Consider the following 14,785-nt stretch of genomic DNA (forward strand, 5'->3'; position numbering starts at 1 on the left):
GGCCGGCAACGCGTGGCGCGGCTCAGTGCCGCCGCGGCGGCGTCGGCCCGCAGCTGTCGCAGCCGCCGCAGGCGCCAGCGCCGGCGCTGGCCGGCGGTGCGATGCGCCGCCCCAGCGCCTGCAGCCAGGCCGCCCGGCCCGGCTTGAGCAGGCGTAGTGCGAGTGCGCCGCGCAGCTTGCGCGCGGTGCCCGGGAATTGCTTCTTCAGTACCACCCAGGCGCTGACCAGTACCGCCAGCGCGATCACCAGGTACTGCAGCAGCAGCGAGGCGTTCATCTCAGCCGGCTCCCAGCGCCACCGCGACTTGGTAGGTGACCAGCGAGGCCAGATACGCCAGCGCGAACAGGTAGAACGCGGCGAAGCTCATCTGCTTCCACGAATTGGTCTCGCGCTTGATCGTGGCCAGGGTGGAAATGCACATCGGCGCGTAGATGTACCAGACCAGCAGCGACAGCGCGGTGGCCAGCGACCAGCCATCGTGGATCAGCGGCGACAACGCCTGCGCGGCGGCATCGTCGTCGGCCGCCGACAGCGCGTACACCGTCGCCAGCGACGACACCGCCACCTCGCGTGCGGCCAGGCCGGGGATCAGCGCGATGCAGATCTGCCAGTTGAAGCCCAGCGGCGAGAACACCGTGGTCATGGCGTGGCCGATACGGCCGGCGAAGCTGTAGTCGATGGCCGGCAGGGTGGCATCGGCCGGCGGCGCCGGGAACGACAGCAGGAACCACAGCAGGATGGTCAACGCCAGGATGATGCCGCCGACGCGCTTGAGGAAGATCGCCGCGCGCTCCCACAGGCCCAGCGCCAGATCGCGCAGGTGCGGCACGCGGTAGGACGGCAGCTCCAGCAGCAGCGGATGCTCGCCCTTGTCGCGGCGCCATTTCTTCATCGTCCACGACACCAGCAGCGCACTGGCGATGGCGGCGAAGTACAGGCCGAACAGCACCAGTCCCTGTTGGTTGAACACGCCCCACACCTGCCGCTGCGGGATGAACGCGCCGATCAGCAGCGCGTACACCGGCAGGCGCGCCGAACAGGTCATCAGCGGCGCCACCAGGATGGTCGCCAGGCGGTCGCGCGGGTCCTGGATGCTGCGGGTGGACATGATCCCGGGCACGGCGCAGGCAAAGCTGGACAACAGCGGGATGAACGAGCGCCCGGACAGGCCGGCCGCGGCCATCATGCGGTCGAGCAGGAACGCCGCGCGCGGCAGGTACCCGGATTCCTCCAGCGCCAGGATGAAGGCGAACAGGATCAGGATCTGCGGCAGGAACACCACTACCCCGCCGAGGCCGGCGATGATGCCGTCCACCAGCAGGCTGTTCAGCGGCCCCTCCGGCAGCGTTCCGCCAACCCAGGCACCCAGCGCCTTGGTGCCGCCATCGATCAGGTCCATCAGCGGCGCGGCCCAGGCGTAGACCGCCTGGAAGATCAGGAACATCACCACGGCCAGGGTCAGCAGGCCGGCCACCGGGTGCAGCAACCAGCGGTCCAGCGCGTCGTCGATGCGCGAGGTACGGGTCGGCATCGACACCGCCGCGGCGAGAATCGCGCGCACCTGCTGGTGGTAGTCGCCCTGCCCCTCGGCCGGCGCCACCGCCGGCGGCAGTGCCGGCGCCAGCGTGTCCAGCCGCTCGACCAGGGCGCGCGCGCCGTTGCGGCGCACCGCCACGGTCTCGATCACCGGCACGCCCAGCGCCTGCTCCAGCGCCTGGCGGTCGATCTGGATGCCGCGGCGCTGCGCCGCATCCACCATGTTCAGGGCCACCAGCATCGGCTTGCCCAGTTCGCGCAACTCCAGCGCGAAGCGTAGGTGCAGGCGCAGGTTGGTGGCGTCGACCACGCACACCAGCACGTCCGGCGCCGGCTCGCCCGGGTAAAAGCCACGGCACAGGTCGCGGGTGATCGCCTCGTCCAGGCTGGCCGGCTGCAAGCTGTAGGCGCCCGGCAGATCCAGCACCGCGAACTCGCGCCCGGACGGCGCGCGGAAGCGGCCCTCCTTGCGCTCCACGGTGACGCCGGCGTAGTTGGCGACCTTCTGCTTGCTGCCGGTCAACTGGTTGAACAGCGCGGTCTTGCCGCAGTTCGGGTTGCCGACCAGGGCCAGCCGCAGCGGCACGGCGACCGCGCTCACGTGCGCACCTCGTCCAGCGTACTGACCTGCACCCGCGCCGCCTCGCTGCGGCGCAGCGCGAAGCGCGTATAGCCCACCTGCACCAGCAGCGGTTCGCCGCCGATCGGCCCGCTGGCCAGCATCTGCACCTGCTCGCCGGCGACGAAGCCCAGCTCGCGCAGACGCCGCGCGATGGCGTCGTTGGGCTGGCGGTCGTGCACGGATTCCACCAGGGCGCTGCTGCGCAACGGCATATCGGACAACGTCACAGCACGTTCCGTCGATAAGAATGGTTATCAATTGTAGCATCGCCGCGGCGCGTCATGGCGGCGCCGGCACGGCCGGCTATCATTCCGTATGGCTGCCGTTTTCCCTGCGTACGAGCGTGTTCGATGAGCGATGTCCTGTTGTTGCAACGATCCGGCAAGGTCCTGACGCTGCAGTTGAACCGACCCGAGGTGCGCAACGCCTTCGACGCCGCGCTGATCGCGCAGCTCAGCGACGCCCTGCTGCAGATCGGCACCGATCCGCAGGTGCAGGTGCTGGTCCTGGCCGGCGCCGGCGCGGCGTTCTCGGCCGGGGCCGACCTGCAGTGGATGCGCTCGATGGCCGGCGCCAGCGAGCAGGAAAACCTGGACGACGCGCTGGCCCTGGCGCGGCTGATGCGCCTGCTCGACGAACTGCCCAAGCCCACCGTGGCACGGGTGCAGGGCGCCGCGTTCGGCGGCGCGGTCGGCCTGGTCGCCTGCTGCGACATCGCCGTGGCTGCCACCGATGCGCGCTTCGCGCTCAGCGAAAGCCGGCTGGGCCTGCTGCCGGCGGTGATCTCGCCGTACGTGATCGCGGCGATCGGCGCGCGCCAGGCGCGGCGCTGGTTCGCCAGCGCGGAAACCTTCGACGCCGCCACCGCGGCGCAGATCGGCCTGGTCCACCAGGCGGTGGCGCCGGAGGCGCTGGACGCGGCGGTGCAGCGCCAGGTCGCCCTGCTCGGCCAGGCCGGGCCGCTGGCCGCTGCCGGCGCCAAGGCGCTGGTGCGGCGGGTTGCCGCCGGCGGCGAGCGCGATGTGCTGGACCAGGCCAACGCCGCGCTGATCGCGCAGCTGCGGGTCTCGGCCGAGGGCCAGGAAGGACTGAATGCGTTCCTGGAAAAACGCGAACCGGCCTGGAGGGCCAGCCCATGAACCCGATCGATCATCTCGGCCTGCGCTGCAGCGACCTCGACCGCAGCCTGGCCTTCTACCGCGCCGCCCTGGCCGCGCTGGACCTGGACGTGGTGATGCAGGTGAGCGCCGAAGAGAGCGGCGGCCAGCGCCACGTCGGCTTCGGCCGCGATGGCAAGCCCAGCTTCTGGATCGCCGACGGCGGCCGCGACGCTGGCGACCACGGCGTGCACGTGGCCTTCGTCGTCGCCAGCCGCGCGCAGGTGGATGCCTTCCATCAGGCCGGCCTGGCCGCCGGCGGCCGCGACCACGGCGCACCGAGCCTGCGTCCGCACTACCACCCCGACTATTACGGCGCGTTCCTGCTGGATCCGGACGGCCACAACATCGAAGCGGTCTGTCACCACCCCGCAACGGCCTGATCCGCGCGGCCATGTCGCGCCGGTGTAGATGACGACGGCCGTGCGTGCCGCTGCTTCACGATCTCTTCCTATCAGGAATTCCCATGACCCTCGTCGCTTCCCGTTTCGTGTGCAGTGCCCGGCCAACGGCACAGGAATCTCGGCGATGAGCGACCGCGTGCGCATCGTCGAGGTCGGCCCGCGCGACGGCCTGCAGAACGAGAAGGCCTGGGTCGCCACCGCCGACAAGATCGAGCTGATCGCGCGGCTGGGGCGCACCGGCCTGCGCAGCATCGAGGCGACCAGCTTCGTCAGCCCGAAATGGGTGCCGCAGCTGGCCGATGCGGCCGAGGTCTACGCCGGCATCGCGCAGGTGCCGGGCGTGGACTACCCGGTGCTGGTGCCGAACCTGCAGGGCTACGAACGCGCCGCCGCGGTCGGCGTACGCGAGGTAGCGGTGTTCACCGCCGCCTCGGAGGCCTTCAACCGCACCAATACCAATGCCGGCATCGACGAATCGCTGGCGCGCTTCGCCCCGGTGCTGGAGCGCGCGGCCGCGGACGGGGTCAAGGTGCGCGGCTACGTCTCCACCGTGCTCGGCTGCCCCTACCAAGGCGAGGTTCCCCTGGCCGACGTGGTGCGGGTGGCGCAGCGGCTGCACGCGATGGGCTGCTACGAGATTTCGCTGGGCGACACCATCGGTGTGGGCACGCCCGGCAAGGCGCGGGCGATGCTGCGCGCGGTCGCCACGGCGGTGCCGATGGCGGCGCTGGCGGTGCATTTCCACGATACCTACGGCCAGGCCCTGGCCAACATCGCCGCCTGCCTGGAAGAAGGCGTGCGCGTGGTCGATGCCGCGGTGTCCGGCGCCGGCGGCTGCCCGTACGCCAAGGGCGCCAGCGGCAACGTAGCCAGCGAGGACGTGGTCTACCTGCTGCACGGCAATGGCGTGGAAACCGGCATCGACCTGCCGGCGCTGGCCGCGACCGGGCGCTGGCTGGCGCAGAAACTCGGCCGCCCGACCGGCAGCAAGGTCGGCCAGGCGCTGGGCGCCGAGGGCTGAGCCGCAACAGGTCCGCGGCGGCAGGCACGCACGCCGTGGCCCGTCGCCGATCTCGCCGCGATGGGGCGGCACCCTCTAAACTGGGCGTTTTCCTGGGAGGGAACATCCATGCAGCTTGCCGATCTGAAAGCGGTGGTCACCGGCGGCGTGTCCGGCCTCGGCCTGGCGGTGGCGCAACGCATCGTCGCCGAAGGCGGCAAGGTGGCGCTGTTCGATCTGAACGACGACAAGGGCGCGGCTGCGGTCGCCGACCTGGGCGCGGACCGGGCCCACTACCTGCGCACCGACGTGAGCGACGAGGGCCAGGTGGCCGCCCAGCTCGGCGCGGCGCGTGATTTTCTCGGCGGCCTCAACGCCGCGGTCAACTGCGCGGGCATCCTTGGCGCCGGCCGCGTGCTCGGCAAGGAAGCGCCGATGCCGCTGGCCACCTTCCAGGGCACGGTGATGGTCAACCTGGTCGGCAGCTTCAACGTCGCCAAGGCCGCTGCCGACCTGATGCAGCACAACGCCCCGGGCGAGGACGGCGAGCGCGGCGCCATCGTCAACACCGCCAGCGTGGCCGCCTACGAAGGCCAGATCGGCCAGGCCGCCTACGCCGCGTCCAAGGGTGGCGTTGTGGCGATGACCCTGCCGATGGCGCGCGAACTGGCGCGCTTCGGCATCCGCGTCAACACCATCGCCCCGGGCATCTTCTGGACCCCGATGGTCGACGGCATGCCCGAGGCCGTGCAGCAGTCGCTGGCCGCGGCGATCCCGTATCCTTCGCGTCTCGGCCGCCCGGACGAATTCGCCGACACGGTGATGTTCCTGCTGCGCAACCGCTACCTCAACGGCGAGACCATTCGCCTGGACGGCGCGGTGCGGTTGGCGCCGAAGTAGCCGGGATTGGGGATTCGGCATTGGGGATTCGCAAACGCTCCCCGTTCCTCGTCCCTGCCCGGCGCTTTCCAATCCCTAATCCCTAATCCCCAATCCCCAATCCCCAATCCCCAATCTCGGCCCCACACCCATGAAAGCCAACGAAATCAAGAAAGGCAACGTCGTCGAGTACAACAACGGCGTGTACCAGATCCGCGACATCGAGCGCAGTTCGCCGCAGGGCCGCGGCGGCAATGTGCGTTTCCGCTTCGTGATGTACAGCGTGCCGGGCGGCAACAAGCTCGATGCCAGCTTCGACGGCGACGACGACCTGCGCGAGGTCGAGCTGATGCGCCGCCAGGCCACCTTCTCCTACAAGGACGGCGAGGCCTTCGTGTTCCTCGACGACGAGGACTACACCCCCTACACCCTGGACGCCGACGCGATCGGCACCGACGCCGGCTACATCACCGACGGCCTCAGCGGCATCTACGTGCAGGTCATCGACGACCAGCCGGTGGCGATCCAGTTGCCGCAGAGCGTGACCCTGGAAGTGATCGAGACCCCGCCGGAACTCAAGGGCGGCACCGCCACCAAGCGGCCGAAGCCGGCCAAGCTCAACACCGGCATCGAGATCATGGTGCCGGAGTACATCGGCAACGGCGAGCGCGTGCTGGTCAACACCACCACCGGCGAATTCGCCGGCCGCGCCGACTGAACCTATGCGCGGGCGCCGTGGCGATCACGCCTCCCGCGCCGGGCACGCGCCACGGCGCACCTGTCTCGCCCTGCTGCTGGCGGTACCGGCGCTGGCGCTCGCCGCACCGGTGACGCCGGCCGCGGCGAGCGTGGCCAAGCCCGCCTGCACCATTCCGGACGCGGTCGATCCCGAGCACCACGCCGGCTTCTGCGCGATGCCCGCGCCGATCCGTGACTTCGTCGCGCGCCAGGATACCTGCAACCATTTCGCCGGCGAAGAACCGTACGACGCGGCGCGGCGGCGCGAGCTGGAAAAGGCGATGGCCACGTACTGCGACGGCAATGAGCAGACCTGGGCGAAGCTGCGCGCGCAGTACCGCCAGGATCCAGCACGCGATGCCTGGCTGCGCCACTACGGCGAGGATGCCGGTCTCGAACTGCCGTGATGGTGGCTTGCGGACAGGCAAGGTGGCGCCCTTGCTGGCATTGACGTCAGCCTGAAGGTGGTCGCCATCGGCCGCCCCCCCCCGCTTCGCTCGTCGCGGCTGAAGCCGCTCCTACAAAGACGAGCGGAGGGGACGCCGCTTTTTTGTGGGAGGGACTTCAGTCCCGACGACTGGAACTATCGACCTCCTTTCATGACGAAAAGGCTGCGCCTGCAACCAGCCGATGCAGCGGAGGCAACGCCGGCGACGTCGTAGGAGCGGCTTCAGCCGCGACCGCGACGCCGTCAACCGCACGCGCGATACCCTCTGCCTTACAGTCTTACGTACGAAGCCCGCCTGCCGCACTACGGCTGCCCGCCACCCTCCCGCAACACCGAGGGCGACCGCAACTGCAGCCCGCCCCCCTCGCGATTGAGCGTGCGCAGGCGTTCGCCCAACGTCGCCAGGTTGGCATCGATCTGCACCAGGTCCGCCTGCAGCGGCGCCGGCAGCAACCCACGCAGGCGCGTCTGCAGCGCGGCACCGTCGTCATGCAGCGCCGCGATCCGCGCCTGTCCCTGGACCTGCAGCCAAGCGCGCTCCTGCGCCTGCGGCAGGCCGTACCCCGGTTGCCCCTGCAGCAGGCTCGCCGGCTGGCTCAGCAGCCCTTGCTCGGCCAGGACGGCGCGCACGGCGCTGGCCGCATCGCGGGTGTCGGCGCCCGTATCACCCCCACCCGCAGCGGCCGCCGCGGACGGCAGCGGCTTGCCCAGATAACGCCGCTTCAGCGCATCGCGACCGCGCTGTTCGGCACGGCGGCGGGCGGCATTTTCCAACACAAGCAAGGCGGCACTGGCGCGCAGGTCGCCACGCTGCAGCCACGGCGCGCGTTGCGCGGCGGGCAGGTCCAGCCATGCGCCGGCATTGCGGGCCGGCAGCGCCAAGGAACCGCGCGCCACCGCGAACATCTCTGCAAAATGCGCGCTCGCCGCCGGGAAGAAGTAGCCATTGCGCACCGCCGCATCGGCATCCTCGAACACCGAGGCATCGGCGATGCCGGCCCGCAGCAGGCGCCGACGCAGCCCGGTCGGGCTGATCCCGGACAGGCGAGCGGCCGCCAGCCGCGGCACGCCGTCGTGCAGCAAGGCGTAGGTCTCCACCGCGCAGTTGTTGCTGAGGAAGTAGTAGCGGCCGTCGTAGCTCCAGTGCAGTTGCGCGGCACGCTCGAGCAGCGCGACGATCTCCTCGCGCGAGAGCCGCAGCGGCAGCGACTGCAAGCCGCGCAGTTGCACCTGGGTGTAATCGTCCACCACCTGGCGCAGCGGCAGCACGAACAGCCGCGACGGGTAGGAGCCGGTAAGCCCACGCAGGCTGGAGATCTGCACGTCGTCGACGAAGGCGCGGAACGACAGCACCCGGTGCTCGGCCAGGTCCAGCCGGCACTGCGGCCCCAGCGGATGGCCTGGCGCACAGATCACCAGGCGCAGCATGCTGTGGCCCCAGTGGCTCATCGGCTGCGCGTTGCCTTCGGCCAGCAGGTAGTCCACCGCGTAGACCCGTGCCGGGTCCACCTGCAACAACGCGGCCGCGTCGGCCAGCGGATCCTGCACGAAGACCTGGCCCGGTGCGCACGCAGGCGCCGGGGGCGTCCACGCCAGGCGTGCGGCGAAGTAGCGGGCCAGCGCCGGCCGCCGGCAGGCGTAGTCCGGGTCGAGCAGGAAGTGCTCGAGATTCACCGCCACGAACTCGGCCGGCGACTGCAATTCGTAGCGGTCCGGGCTGCGCTCGGTGAAGCGGTTCTGGCCGCGGCGCAGGCCCAGGCGCATCGGACTGACCTGCCAGCCGGCCAGATCCAGCAGGCGCGGATCGGACGACAACCGCCCCGCCGCGGCGCGGTCGTAGAAATGCGCCAGTTCGTGCAGCACCGCCGCCAGCGCCGGCCGCCGCGCCGGATCGGTGTCGCCCGCCGCCGCCATCCAGTCGCGCAGCAGGCGCTTGTTCAACAGCAGGCGCCGCGCCTGCGCGCGACCGTGCACCTGTGCGGGGAGATCGTCGCTCCATTGCAGCGGCAGCCCTGCCGGCAGCGCCGCGGCCCAGGCCGACGGCAGCCGCGCCTGGGCCGCGGCCAGCACGGCCTGGCTGGCGGTGCGTTCGGCTGGGCTCAGCCCGCGCTCGTCGACGACCAGCGGCGCGGCCGCGGCGTGCACCGCACCGGCTAGCACCAGCACCAGCACCGCCAGCCACCGCGCGCAGAGGCGCCGTGGCCGGCGCGCGCTCACAGCGCCAGGATCGCCTGCGCCAGTTCCAGGTCGCTGGCCTGCTGCGCCTGCGGGTTGCGCTCGCGCAGCACGCGCAGCGCCGCTTCCAGTTGCGCGCCGCGGATGCGCCCGGCGCTGGCGACGAAGCCGGCCGCGTCGTCGCGCGCCTGCAGCACCACCTTGTCGTTGTTGGAACTGCTGTCCGAGGACGCCGAGCTGCCGGCCGAACCGGCCGAGGCCGAACCGGCGGAGGTGCCGGCGAAGCTGGACGCCTGCGCAAACGCGGGCAGGATCAGGGCGAACAGCAGGGCGCAGCGCGCAGTCACTCGGGTCATCGCAATCGTTCCAGACAGGCTCATGAAAAGGGGGACGGCCGGCGCCGCGCCGCATAGCCTAGCGGTCCGCCGCGCGCAGCGCCTGAACGGGTCGCGCGGCAGCGGCGCAGCTGGGCTCAGGGATCGAACAGCTTGCCCGGATTGAGCAACCCGGAAGGATCGAACACGCGCTTGACCGCGCGCATCAGCGCGATCTCCTCGGCGCTGCGGGTGCTCTCCAGGTAGGGCTTCTTGACCAGGCCGATGCCGTGCTCGGCGGAGATGCTGCCGCCGTGCTCGGCCAGCACCTGCGCCAGCAGCTTGGTGACCTGCTCGCAGGCGGCGATGAACTCGGCCGGCGCGGTGGCGTCGGGCTTGAGCACGTTGATGTGCAGGTTGCCGTCGCCGATATGGCCGAACCACACCACCTCGAACTGCGGATAGGCCTCGCCGAGCAGCGCCTGGGTGCGCGCCAGGAACGCCGGCATCGCCGAGATCCGCACCGACACGTCGTTCTTGTACGGCGTGTAGCGCGCCACCGCCTCGGTGATGCCTTCGCGCAGGCGCCACAACTGCGCGGCCTGCGCCTCGCTCTGGCTGATCACCCCGTCCAGCACCCAGCCCTGCTCCATGCAGGCCTCGAACGCGGCCAGCGCCGCCGCCTCCTGCACCTCGTTGCCGCTGGCGTATTCGGTGACCACGTAGTACGGATAGACGGTGTCGAACGGCGCCTGCGCGCCATGCGCGAGCACGTGCTGCAGTGCGCGGTCGGTGAAGAACTCGAACGCCTCCAGCTGCAGGCGGCTGCGGAACGCGGCGAACACCTGCATCAGCACCTCGAACGAGGGCAGCGCCAGCAGCATCACGTTGCTCGGTGGCGGCGGGTCGGTGAGCCGCAGGGTGGCCTCGACCACGATGCCCAGGGTGCCTTCGGAGCCGATCAGCAACTGGCGGAAGTCGTAGCCGCTGGAGTTCTTGATCAGGCCGCGGTTGAGCTCGAGCAGCTCGCCGCTGCCGGTGACCACCTTCAGCCCGGCGATCCACTCGCGGGTGTTGCCGTAGCGGATCACGCGGATGCCACCGGCGTTGGTGGCGATGTTGCCGCCGATCGAGCACGACCCACGCGCGGCGAAGTCCACCGGGTACAGCAGGCCGTGCTCGCGCGCGGCGTTGTGCACCGCTTCCAGCGGCATGCCGGCCTGCACGGTCAGCGTGCGGTCGACCGGATCGAAGGCCAGCGCCTTGTTCATCCGCTCCAGGCTCAGCACCAGCTCGCCGTGCGCGGCCACGGCGCCGCCGGACAGGCCGGTGCGACCGCCGGAGGGCACCACCGCCACCGCGTGGGCGTTGGCCCAGCGCAGCACCGCCTGCACCTCCTCCACCGTCGCCGGCAGCGCGATCGCCAGCGGCGCCGGGGTCCAGCGCCGGGTCCAGTCGCGGCCGTAGTGCTCCAGGTCGGCAGGATCGGTCTTCAGGCGCAGGCCGGGAACGGCGAGGGCCAGGGCATCCAGGCGCGGATCGGTCATGGGCGGAGAGGCATCGGCGAAGGCAAGCATTCAAGCGTGCCAGCGTTGCGCAACGGCGTCCAGTTCGTTACCAGCAGGTCGCCGCTTTGAGAATCCCCAATCCCCATTCCCGAATCCCACGCCGGCCGCCCTCAATCGATGCACCTGAAACCGTCCACCGGCGTTGCATCCACGGTCTCCCGGCATCCTATTGCGGCGCACCAAAGCGCGGAGCCATCTGGCATAGTGACCGGCCCGTTGGCCATCGCTCCCTCGCCGCAATGTCGCCCAAGAAGACCTCGTTTCCGAAGCAGGATATCCGCGTGCTGCTGCTCGAAGGCATCAGCCAGACCGCCGTCGACGTGTTCCGCGCGGCCGGCTACTCGCAGATCGAGCTGCACGCCAAGTCGTTGCCGGAAGACGAGCTCAAGCAGCGCATCGCCGAGGCGCACATCGTCGGCATCCGCTCGCGCACCCAACTCAGCGCCGAGGTGCTGGCCCATGCCAAGCGCCTGATCGCGGTCGGCTGCTTCTGCATCGGCACCAATCAGGTCGACCTGGACGCGGCCGAACTGGCCGGCATCCCGGTGTTCAATGCGCCCTACTCCAATACCCGCAGCGTCGCCGAGCTGGTGATCGCCGAGGCCATCCTGCTGTTGCGTGGCATTCCGCAGAAGAATGCCGAGTGCCACCGCGGCGGCTGGTCCAAGTCGGCCGCCGGCAGCCACGAGACCCGCGGCAAGGTGCTGGGCATCGTCGGCTACGGCCACATCGGCACCCAGGTCGGCGTGCTGGCCGAGTCGCTGGGCATGCAGGTGATCTTCCACGACATCGAGACCAAGCTGTCGCTGGGCAACGCCCGCACCGCCACCGACCTGGACGACCTGCTGGCGCGCTCGGATGTGGTCACCCTGCACGTGCCGGAAACCGCGGCCACCCGCGACATGATCGGCGCGGCGCAACTGGCGCAGATGAAGCCGGGCGCACACCTGATCAACGCCTCGCGCGGCACCGTGATCGACATCGACGCGCTGGACGCGGCGCTGCGCAGCGGCCACATCGGCGGCGCCGCGGTGGACGTGTTCCCGATCGAGCCCAAGGGCAACGGCGACCTGTTTGAATCGCCGCTGGCCGCGCACGACAACGTGATCCTGACCCCGCACGTCGGCGGCAGCACGCTGGAGGCGCAGGACAACATCGGCGTGGAAGTGGCGGCCAAGCTGGTGCGCTACAGCGACAACGGCAGCACCCTGTCGGCGGTGAACTTCCCCGAGGTGACCCTGCCCGAGCACGCCGAGAGCCTGCGCCTGCTGCATATCCACCGCAACGTGCCGGGCGTACTGTCGCAGATCAACGAACTGTTCTCGCGCCACAACGTCAACATCGACGGCCAGTTCCTGCGCACCGACCCCAAGGTCGGCTACGTGGTGATCGACGTCGACGCCAGCGAGGAACTGGCGGCGGTGCTGAAGGACGAACTGGCGCAGGTGGCCGGGACGTTGCGGACGCGCATTCTTTACTAGCGGGGATTGGGGATTGGGGATTCGTGGGTGCGCTGCGCGCCCGTATCCTCACCCCAACCCCTCTCCCAGGGGGAGAGGGGCTCTGCTTCTCCCTTCTCCCGCCGGGAGAAGGTGCCCCGAAGGGGCGGATGAGGGTACGGGCGCAGCCTCGTGCAGCCAAAACACCGCCCGCGCTGCGCGCCCAACCCTCACCCCAACCCCTCTCCCGGGGGGAGAGGGGCTTGTCGTTGCAGCCACTTGCGCGCCATGCGCTGTAGCGACGGATCCAGGCCTGCTTCGTTCAGCAGTTCGGCGATCGGGCGCCAGGCCAGGGCCAGCGACTCGGCGCTGACCGCGAAGGTCTCGTCGGCGCCGGCACGGACCACGTAGCGTGCGTCGTAATGCCAGTGCCCAGGCACGTCGCCCCGCTCCGGAATCCAGTGCCGGTCCAGATCGAAAATCGCGCCATCCTCCAGCACCAGGCCAGGCAGGCCCGACTCCTCCTCGGCCTCTTTCAACGCCACCCGCGCCAGATCGCGGTCGCCGTCGGCGTGCCCGCCCAGTTGCAGCCAGCGCTGCAGCTTGCGGTGATGGGTCAGCAAGGTGCGCAGACCGTCGGCGCTGACCAGCCAGGCCGAGCCGGTGAAATGGCCCTCCAGGCGTGCGCGCACGAACGGATCGGCGGCATCGTCCAGCAAGGCCAGGAACTGCGCGGCGACCTCGGCCTGATCCGGGCAGTGCCGGGCATGGGCCTGCAACTGCTGGCGTAGGGACGGCTCCGGCATCGGCGTTCTCGCGTTCGGGGGCGGCCATTATCGCCGTCCACGGTGCGGCGCGGCTTGTGGCGGCCGGCCGGCTTTGGCATGGTACGACGCTTGCGTCGCCCGCTGTGGGCCCGGCGCTTCGCCATTGCCGGGGCCGCTTGCCCCGTACCGCCACCTGGGGATGCACCGAATGCTCAAGTCTCTGCTGAGGGTCAAGCCGATCGAACCCGCCGGTCACGTCGACGCCGGCGAACCGTTCGAAGGCAGTCTGGAGGGCGAAGCCACCCTCAAACGCACCCTCACCGCCAGACACCTGATCCTGCTCGGCATCGGTGCGGTGATCGGCGCCGGCATCTTCGTGCTCACCGGCCAGGCCGCGGCCAATCATGCCGGCCCCGCGGTGATGCTGTCGTTCGTGTTCGCCGGCCTGGCCTGCGCCTTCGCCGGGCTGTGCTACGCCGAGTTCGCGGCGATGCTGCCGGTCTCCGGCAGCGCCTACTCGTATTCCTACGCCACGCTCGGCGAAGGCGTGGCCTGGTTCATCGGCTGGTGCCTGGTGCTGGAGTACCTGTTCGCCGGCTCCAGCGTCGCGGTCGGCTGGTCGGCCTACCTGATCAGCTTCGTCACCGGCACCCTCGGCCTGCCTTTCCCCGCGGAACTGGCCAGTGCGCCGCTGACCTGGACCGGTCACGCGTTCGTGGCCTCGGGCAACATCGTCAACCTGCCGGCGGTGCTGATCGTGGCCGCGGTCAGCACGCTGTGCTACATCGGCGTCACCCAGTCGGCCTTCGTCAACGCCATCGTGGTGGCGATCAAGGTGCTGGTGATCTGCCTGTTCGTCGGCGTCGGCATCTTCTACATCAACCCGGACAACTGGCATCCGTTCATCCCGGAAAACACCGGCCCGGGCGAGTTCGGCTGGAGCGGCATCTTCCGCGCCGCCTCCATCGTGTTCTTCTCCTACATCGGCTTCGATGCGGTCTCCACCTCGGCCGGCGAGACCAAGGACCCGCAGAAGAACATGCCGATCGGCATCCTGGTGTCGCTGGCCATCTGCACCATCATCTACATCATCGTCTGCGCGGTGCTGACCGGCCTGCTGCCCTACACCCAACTCGGTACCGCCAAGCCGGTGGCCACCGCGTTGGAGCACTACCCGCACCTGGCCTGGCTGAAGACCTTCGTCGAGATCGGCGCCATCGCCGGCCTGTCCTCGGTGGTGCTGGTGATGCTGATGGCGCAGCCGCGCATCTTCTACACCATGTCGCGCGACGGCCTGCTGCCGAAGCTGTTCGGCAAGGTGCACCGCCGCTTCCACACCCCCTACGTCGGCACCGTGGTGGTCGGCGTGCTGGCGGCGCTGCTGGCCGGGCTGATCCCGCTGGACGTGCTCGGCGAACTGGTGTCGATGGGCACCCTGCTCGCCTTCGCCACGGTCTGCGTCGGCGTGATGGTGCTGCGCTTCACCCGTCCCGATCTGCCGCGTCCGTTCCGGGTGCCGCTGTTCTGGGCGGTGTGCCCGCTGGGCGCGCTGTTCTGCGTGGGCCTGTTCTTCCAGGCGTTCCAGGAGCATTGGAAGGTGTTCGTCGGCTGGACCCTGATCGGCCTGTGCATCTACTTCTTCTACGGCATCCGCAACAGCCGCCTGGCCGCCAAGGCCTGATCCGCTCCCCCGAAGACCGGCGCCCGCGCCGGTCTTCGCGTTCATCCCCTCTTCCT

At 70.1% G+C, this 14,785-nt stretch carries 15 protein-coding genes; 8 read left to right on the plus strand and 7 right to left on the minus strand.

What is annotated here, in order from left to right:
• Window positions 1-22: 22 nt before the first annotated feature.
• Genes FHR56_RS06060 through FHR56_RS06070 form a run of 3 tightly spaced genes read right to left on the minus strand, consistent with a single transcriptional unit; the run spans window position 23 to window position 2,386 of the window.
• Complete coding sequence (locus FHR56_RS06060) at window positions 23-277, minus strand: DUF6587 family protein (RefSeq protein ID WP_152238849.1); 255 nt, start codon at window positions 275-277, stop codon at window positions 23-25.
• Window position 278: 1 nt separating this feature from the next.
• Complete coding sequence (locus tag FHR56_RS06065; protein ID WP_160946645.1) at window positions 279-2,138, minus strand: ferrous iron transporter B; 1,860 nt, start codon at window positions 2,136-2,138, stop codon at window positions 279-281.
• Window positions 2,135-2,386 (minus strand): FeoA family protein, encoded by a 252-nt coding sequence (locus tag FHR56_RS06070; protein ID WP_184502436.1) that lies wholly within the window; start codon window positions 2,384-2,386, stop codon window positions 2,135-2,137. Before FHR56_RS06070 ends, FHR56_RS06065 begins: the two co-directional genes overlap by 4 nt.
• A 123-nt stretch (window positions 2,387-2,509) precedes the next feature.
• On the opposite strand from FHR56_RS06070, the gene FHR56_RS06075 reads away from it, so the two are divergent.
• From FHR56_RS06075 to FHR56_RS06100, 6 genes are all read left to right on the plus strand, one after another.
• Window positions 2,510-3,298 carry an enoyl-CoA hydratase-related protein gene (locus FHR56_RS06075; protein ID WP_160946644.1) on the plus strand — a complete coding sequence of 263 codons (789 nt, stop codon included), beginning with the start codon at window positions 2,510-2,512 and terminating at the stop codon, window positions 3,296-3,298.
• Entirely contained in the window at window positions 3,295-3,699 is a 405-nt protein-coding gene (locus FHR56_RS06080; protein ID WP_160946643.1) for a VOC family protein, read from the plus strand. The genes FHR56_RS06075 and FHR56_RS06080 overlap by 4 nt, the downstream gene beginning before the upstream one ends.
• A 145-nt stretch (window positions 3,700-3,844) precedes the next feature.
• On the plus strand, window positions 3,845-4,741 hold the full coding sequence (locus FHR56_RS06085) for a hydroxymethylglutaryl-CoA lyase (RefSeq protein WP_160946642.1): 897 nt from the start codon (window positions 3,845-3,847) through the stop codon (window positions 4,739-4,741).
• Between the two features lie 108 nt (window positions 4,742-4,849).
• Window positions 4,850-5,620 carry an SDR family oxidoreductase gene (locus FHR56_RS06090; RefSeq protein ID WP_160946641.1) on the plus strand — a complete coding sequence of 257 codons (771 nt, stop codon included), beginning with the start codon at window positions 4,850-4,852 and terminating at the stop codon, window positions 5,618-5,620.
• 130 nt (window positions 5,621-5,750) lie between these two features.
• Window positions 5,751-6,317 carry an elongation factor P-like protein YeiP gene (gene yeiP / locus FHR56_RS06095; protein ID WP_010343353.1) on the plus strand — a complete coding sequence of 189 codons (567 nt, stop codon included), beginning with the start codon at window positions 5,751-5,753 and terminating at the stop codon, window positions 6,315-6,317.
• Window positions 6,318-6,321: 4 nt separating this feature from the next.
• Window positions 6,322-6,744, plus strand: coding sequence for a hypothetical protein (locus FHR56_RS06100; RefSeq protein ID WP_160946640.1), 423 nt, complete (start codon window positions 6,322-6,324; stop codon window positions 6,742-6,744).
• Between the two features lie 344 nt (window positions 6,745-7,088).
• Here the strand turns inward: FHR56_RS06100 and FHR56_RS06105 are convergent, their stop codons facing one another.
• From FHR56_RS06105 to FHR56_RS06115, 3 genes are all read right to left on the minus strand, one after another.
• Window positions 7,089-8,951 carry a DUF4105 domain-containing protein gene (locus FHR56_RS06105; protein WP_343160749.1) on the minus strand — a complete coding sequence of 621 codons (1,863 nt, stop codon included), beginning with the start codon at window positions 8,949-8,951 and terminating at the stop codon, window positions 7,089-7,091.
• A gap of 47 nt (window positions 8,952-8,998) precedes the next feature.
• Window positions 8,999-9,316: a DUF2388 domain-containing protein gene (locus FHR56_RS06110; protein WP_160946638.1), complete on the minus strand. Its 318-nt coding sequence runs from the start codon at window positions 9,314-9,316 to the stop codon at window positions 8,999-9,001.
• A gap of 116 nt (window positions 9,317-9,432) precedes the next feature.
• Window positions 9,433-10,821 (minus strand): FAD-binding oxidoreductase, encoded by a 1,389-nt coding sequence (locus FHR56_RS06115; RefSeq protein WP_160946637.1) that lies wholly within the window; start codon window positions 10,819-10,821, stop codon window positions 9,433-9,435.
• A gap of 260 nt (window positions 10,822-11,081) precedes the next feature.
• On the opposite strand from FHR56_RS06115, the gene serA reads away from it, so the two are divergent.
• Window positions 11,082-12,323 (plus strand): phosphoglycerate dehydrogenase, encoded by a 1,242-nt coding sequence (gene serA / locus FHR56_RS06120; protein ID WP_184502437.1) that lies wholly within the window; start codon window positions 11,082-11,084, stop codon window positions 12,321-12,323.
• Between the two features lie 188 nt (window positions 12,324-12,511).
• Here the strand turns inward: serA and FHR56_RS06125 are convergent, their stop codons facing one another.
• Window positions 12,512-13,087 (minus strand): NUDIX hydrolase, encoded by a 576-nt coding sequence (locus tag FHR56_RS06125; protein ID WP_160946635.1) that lies wholly within the window; start codon window positions 13,085-13,087, stop codon window positions 12,512-12,514.
• 169 nt (window positions 13,088-13,256) lie between these two features.
• Between FHR56_RS06125 and FHR56_RS06130 the strand changes: the two genes are divergently transcribed.
• Complete coding sequence (locus FHR56_RS06130; RefSeq protein ID WP_160946634.1) at window positions 13,257-14,729, plus strand: amino acid permease; 1,473 nt, start codon at window positions 13,257-13,259, stop codon at window positions 14,727-14,729.
• Window positions 14,730-14,785: the final 56 nt, after the last annotated feature.

It is taken from the genome of Xanthomonas sp. F10 (genome assembly GCF_014206815.1).
Lineage (GTDB): Bacteria > Pseudomonadota > Gammaproteobacteria > Xanthomonadales > Xanthomonadaceae > Xanthomonas_A > Xanthomonas_A indica.

Coding starts and splice junctions, on each gene's coding strand:
- FHR56_RS06060 (WP_152238849.1), bottom strand. CDS start 277: ATGAACGCCTCGCTGCTGCTGCAGTACCTGGTGATCGCGCTGGCGGTA.
- FHR56_RS06075 (WP_160946644.1), top strand. CDS start 2,510: ATGAGCGATGTCCTGTTGTTGCAACGATCCGGCAAGGTCCTGACGCTG.
- FHR56_RS06080 (WP_160946643.1), top strand. CDS start 3,295: ATGAACCCGATCGATCATCTCGGCCTGCGCTGCAGCGACCTCGACCGC.
- FHR56_RS06085 (WP_160946642.1), top strand. CDS start 3,845: ATGAGCGACCGCGTGCGCATCGTCGAGGTCGGCCCGCGCGACGGCCTG.
- FHR56_RS06090 (WP_160946641.1), top strand. CDS start 4,850: ATGCAGCTTGCCGATCTGAAAGCGGTGGTCACCGGCGGCGTGTCCGGC.
- yeiP (WP_010343353.1), top strand. CDS start 5,751: ATGAAAGCCAACGAAATCAAGAAAGGCAACGTCGTCGAGTACAACAAC.
- FHR56_RS06100 (WP_160946640.1), top strand. CDS start 6,322: ATGCGCGGGCGCCGTGGCGATCACGCCTCCCGCGCCGGGCACGCGCCA.
- FHR56_RS06110 (WP_160946638.1), bottom strand. CDS start 9,316: ATGACCCGAGTGACTGCGCGCTGCGCCCTGCTGTTCGCCCTGATCCTG.
- FHR56_RS06115 (WP_160946637.1), bottom strand. CDS start 10,821: ATGACCGATCCGCGCCTGGATGCCCTGGCCCTCGCCGTTCCCGGCCTG.
- serA (WP_184502437.1), top strand. CDS start 11,082: ATGTCGCCCAAGAAGACCTCGTTTCCGAAGCAGGATATCCGCGTGCTG.
- FHR56_RS06125 (WP_160946635.1), bottom strand. CDS start 13,087: ATGCCGGAGCCGTCCCTACGCCAGCAGTTGCAGGCCCATGCCCGGCAC.
- FHR56_RS06130 (WP_160946634.1), top strand. CDS start 13,257: ATGCTCAAGTCTCTGCTGAGGGTCAAGCCGATCGAACCCGCCGGTCAC.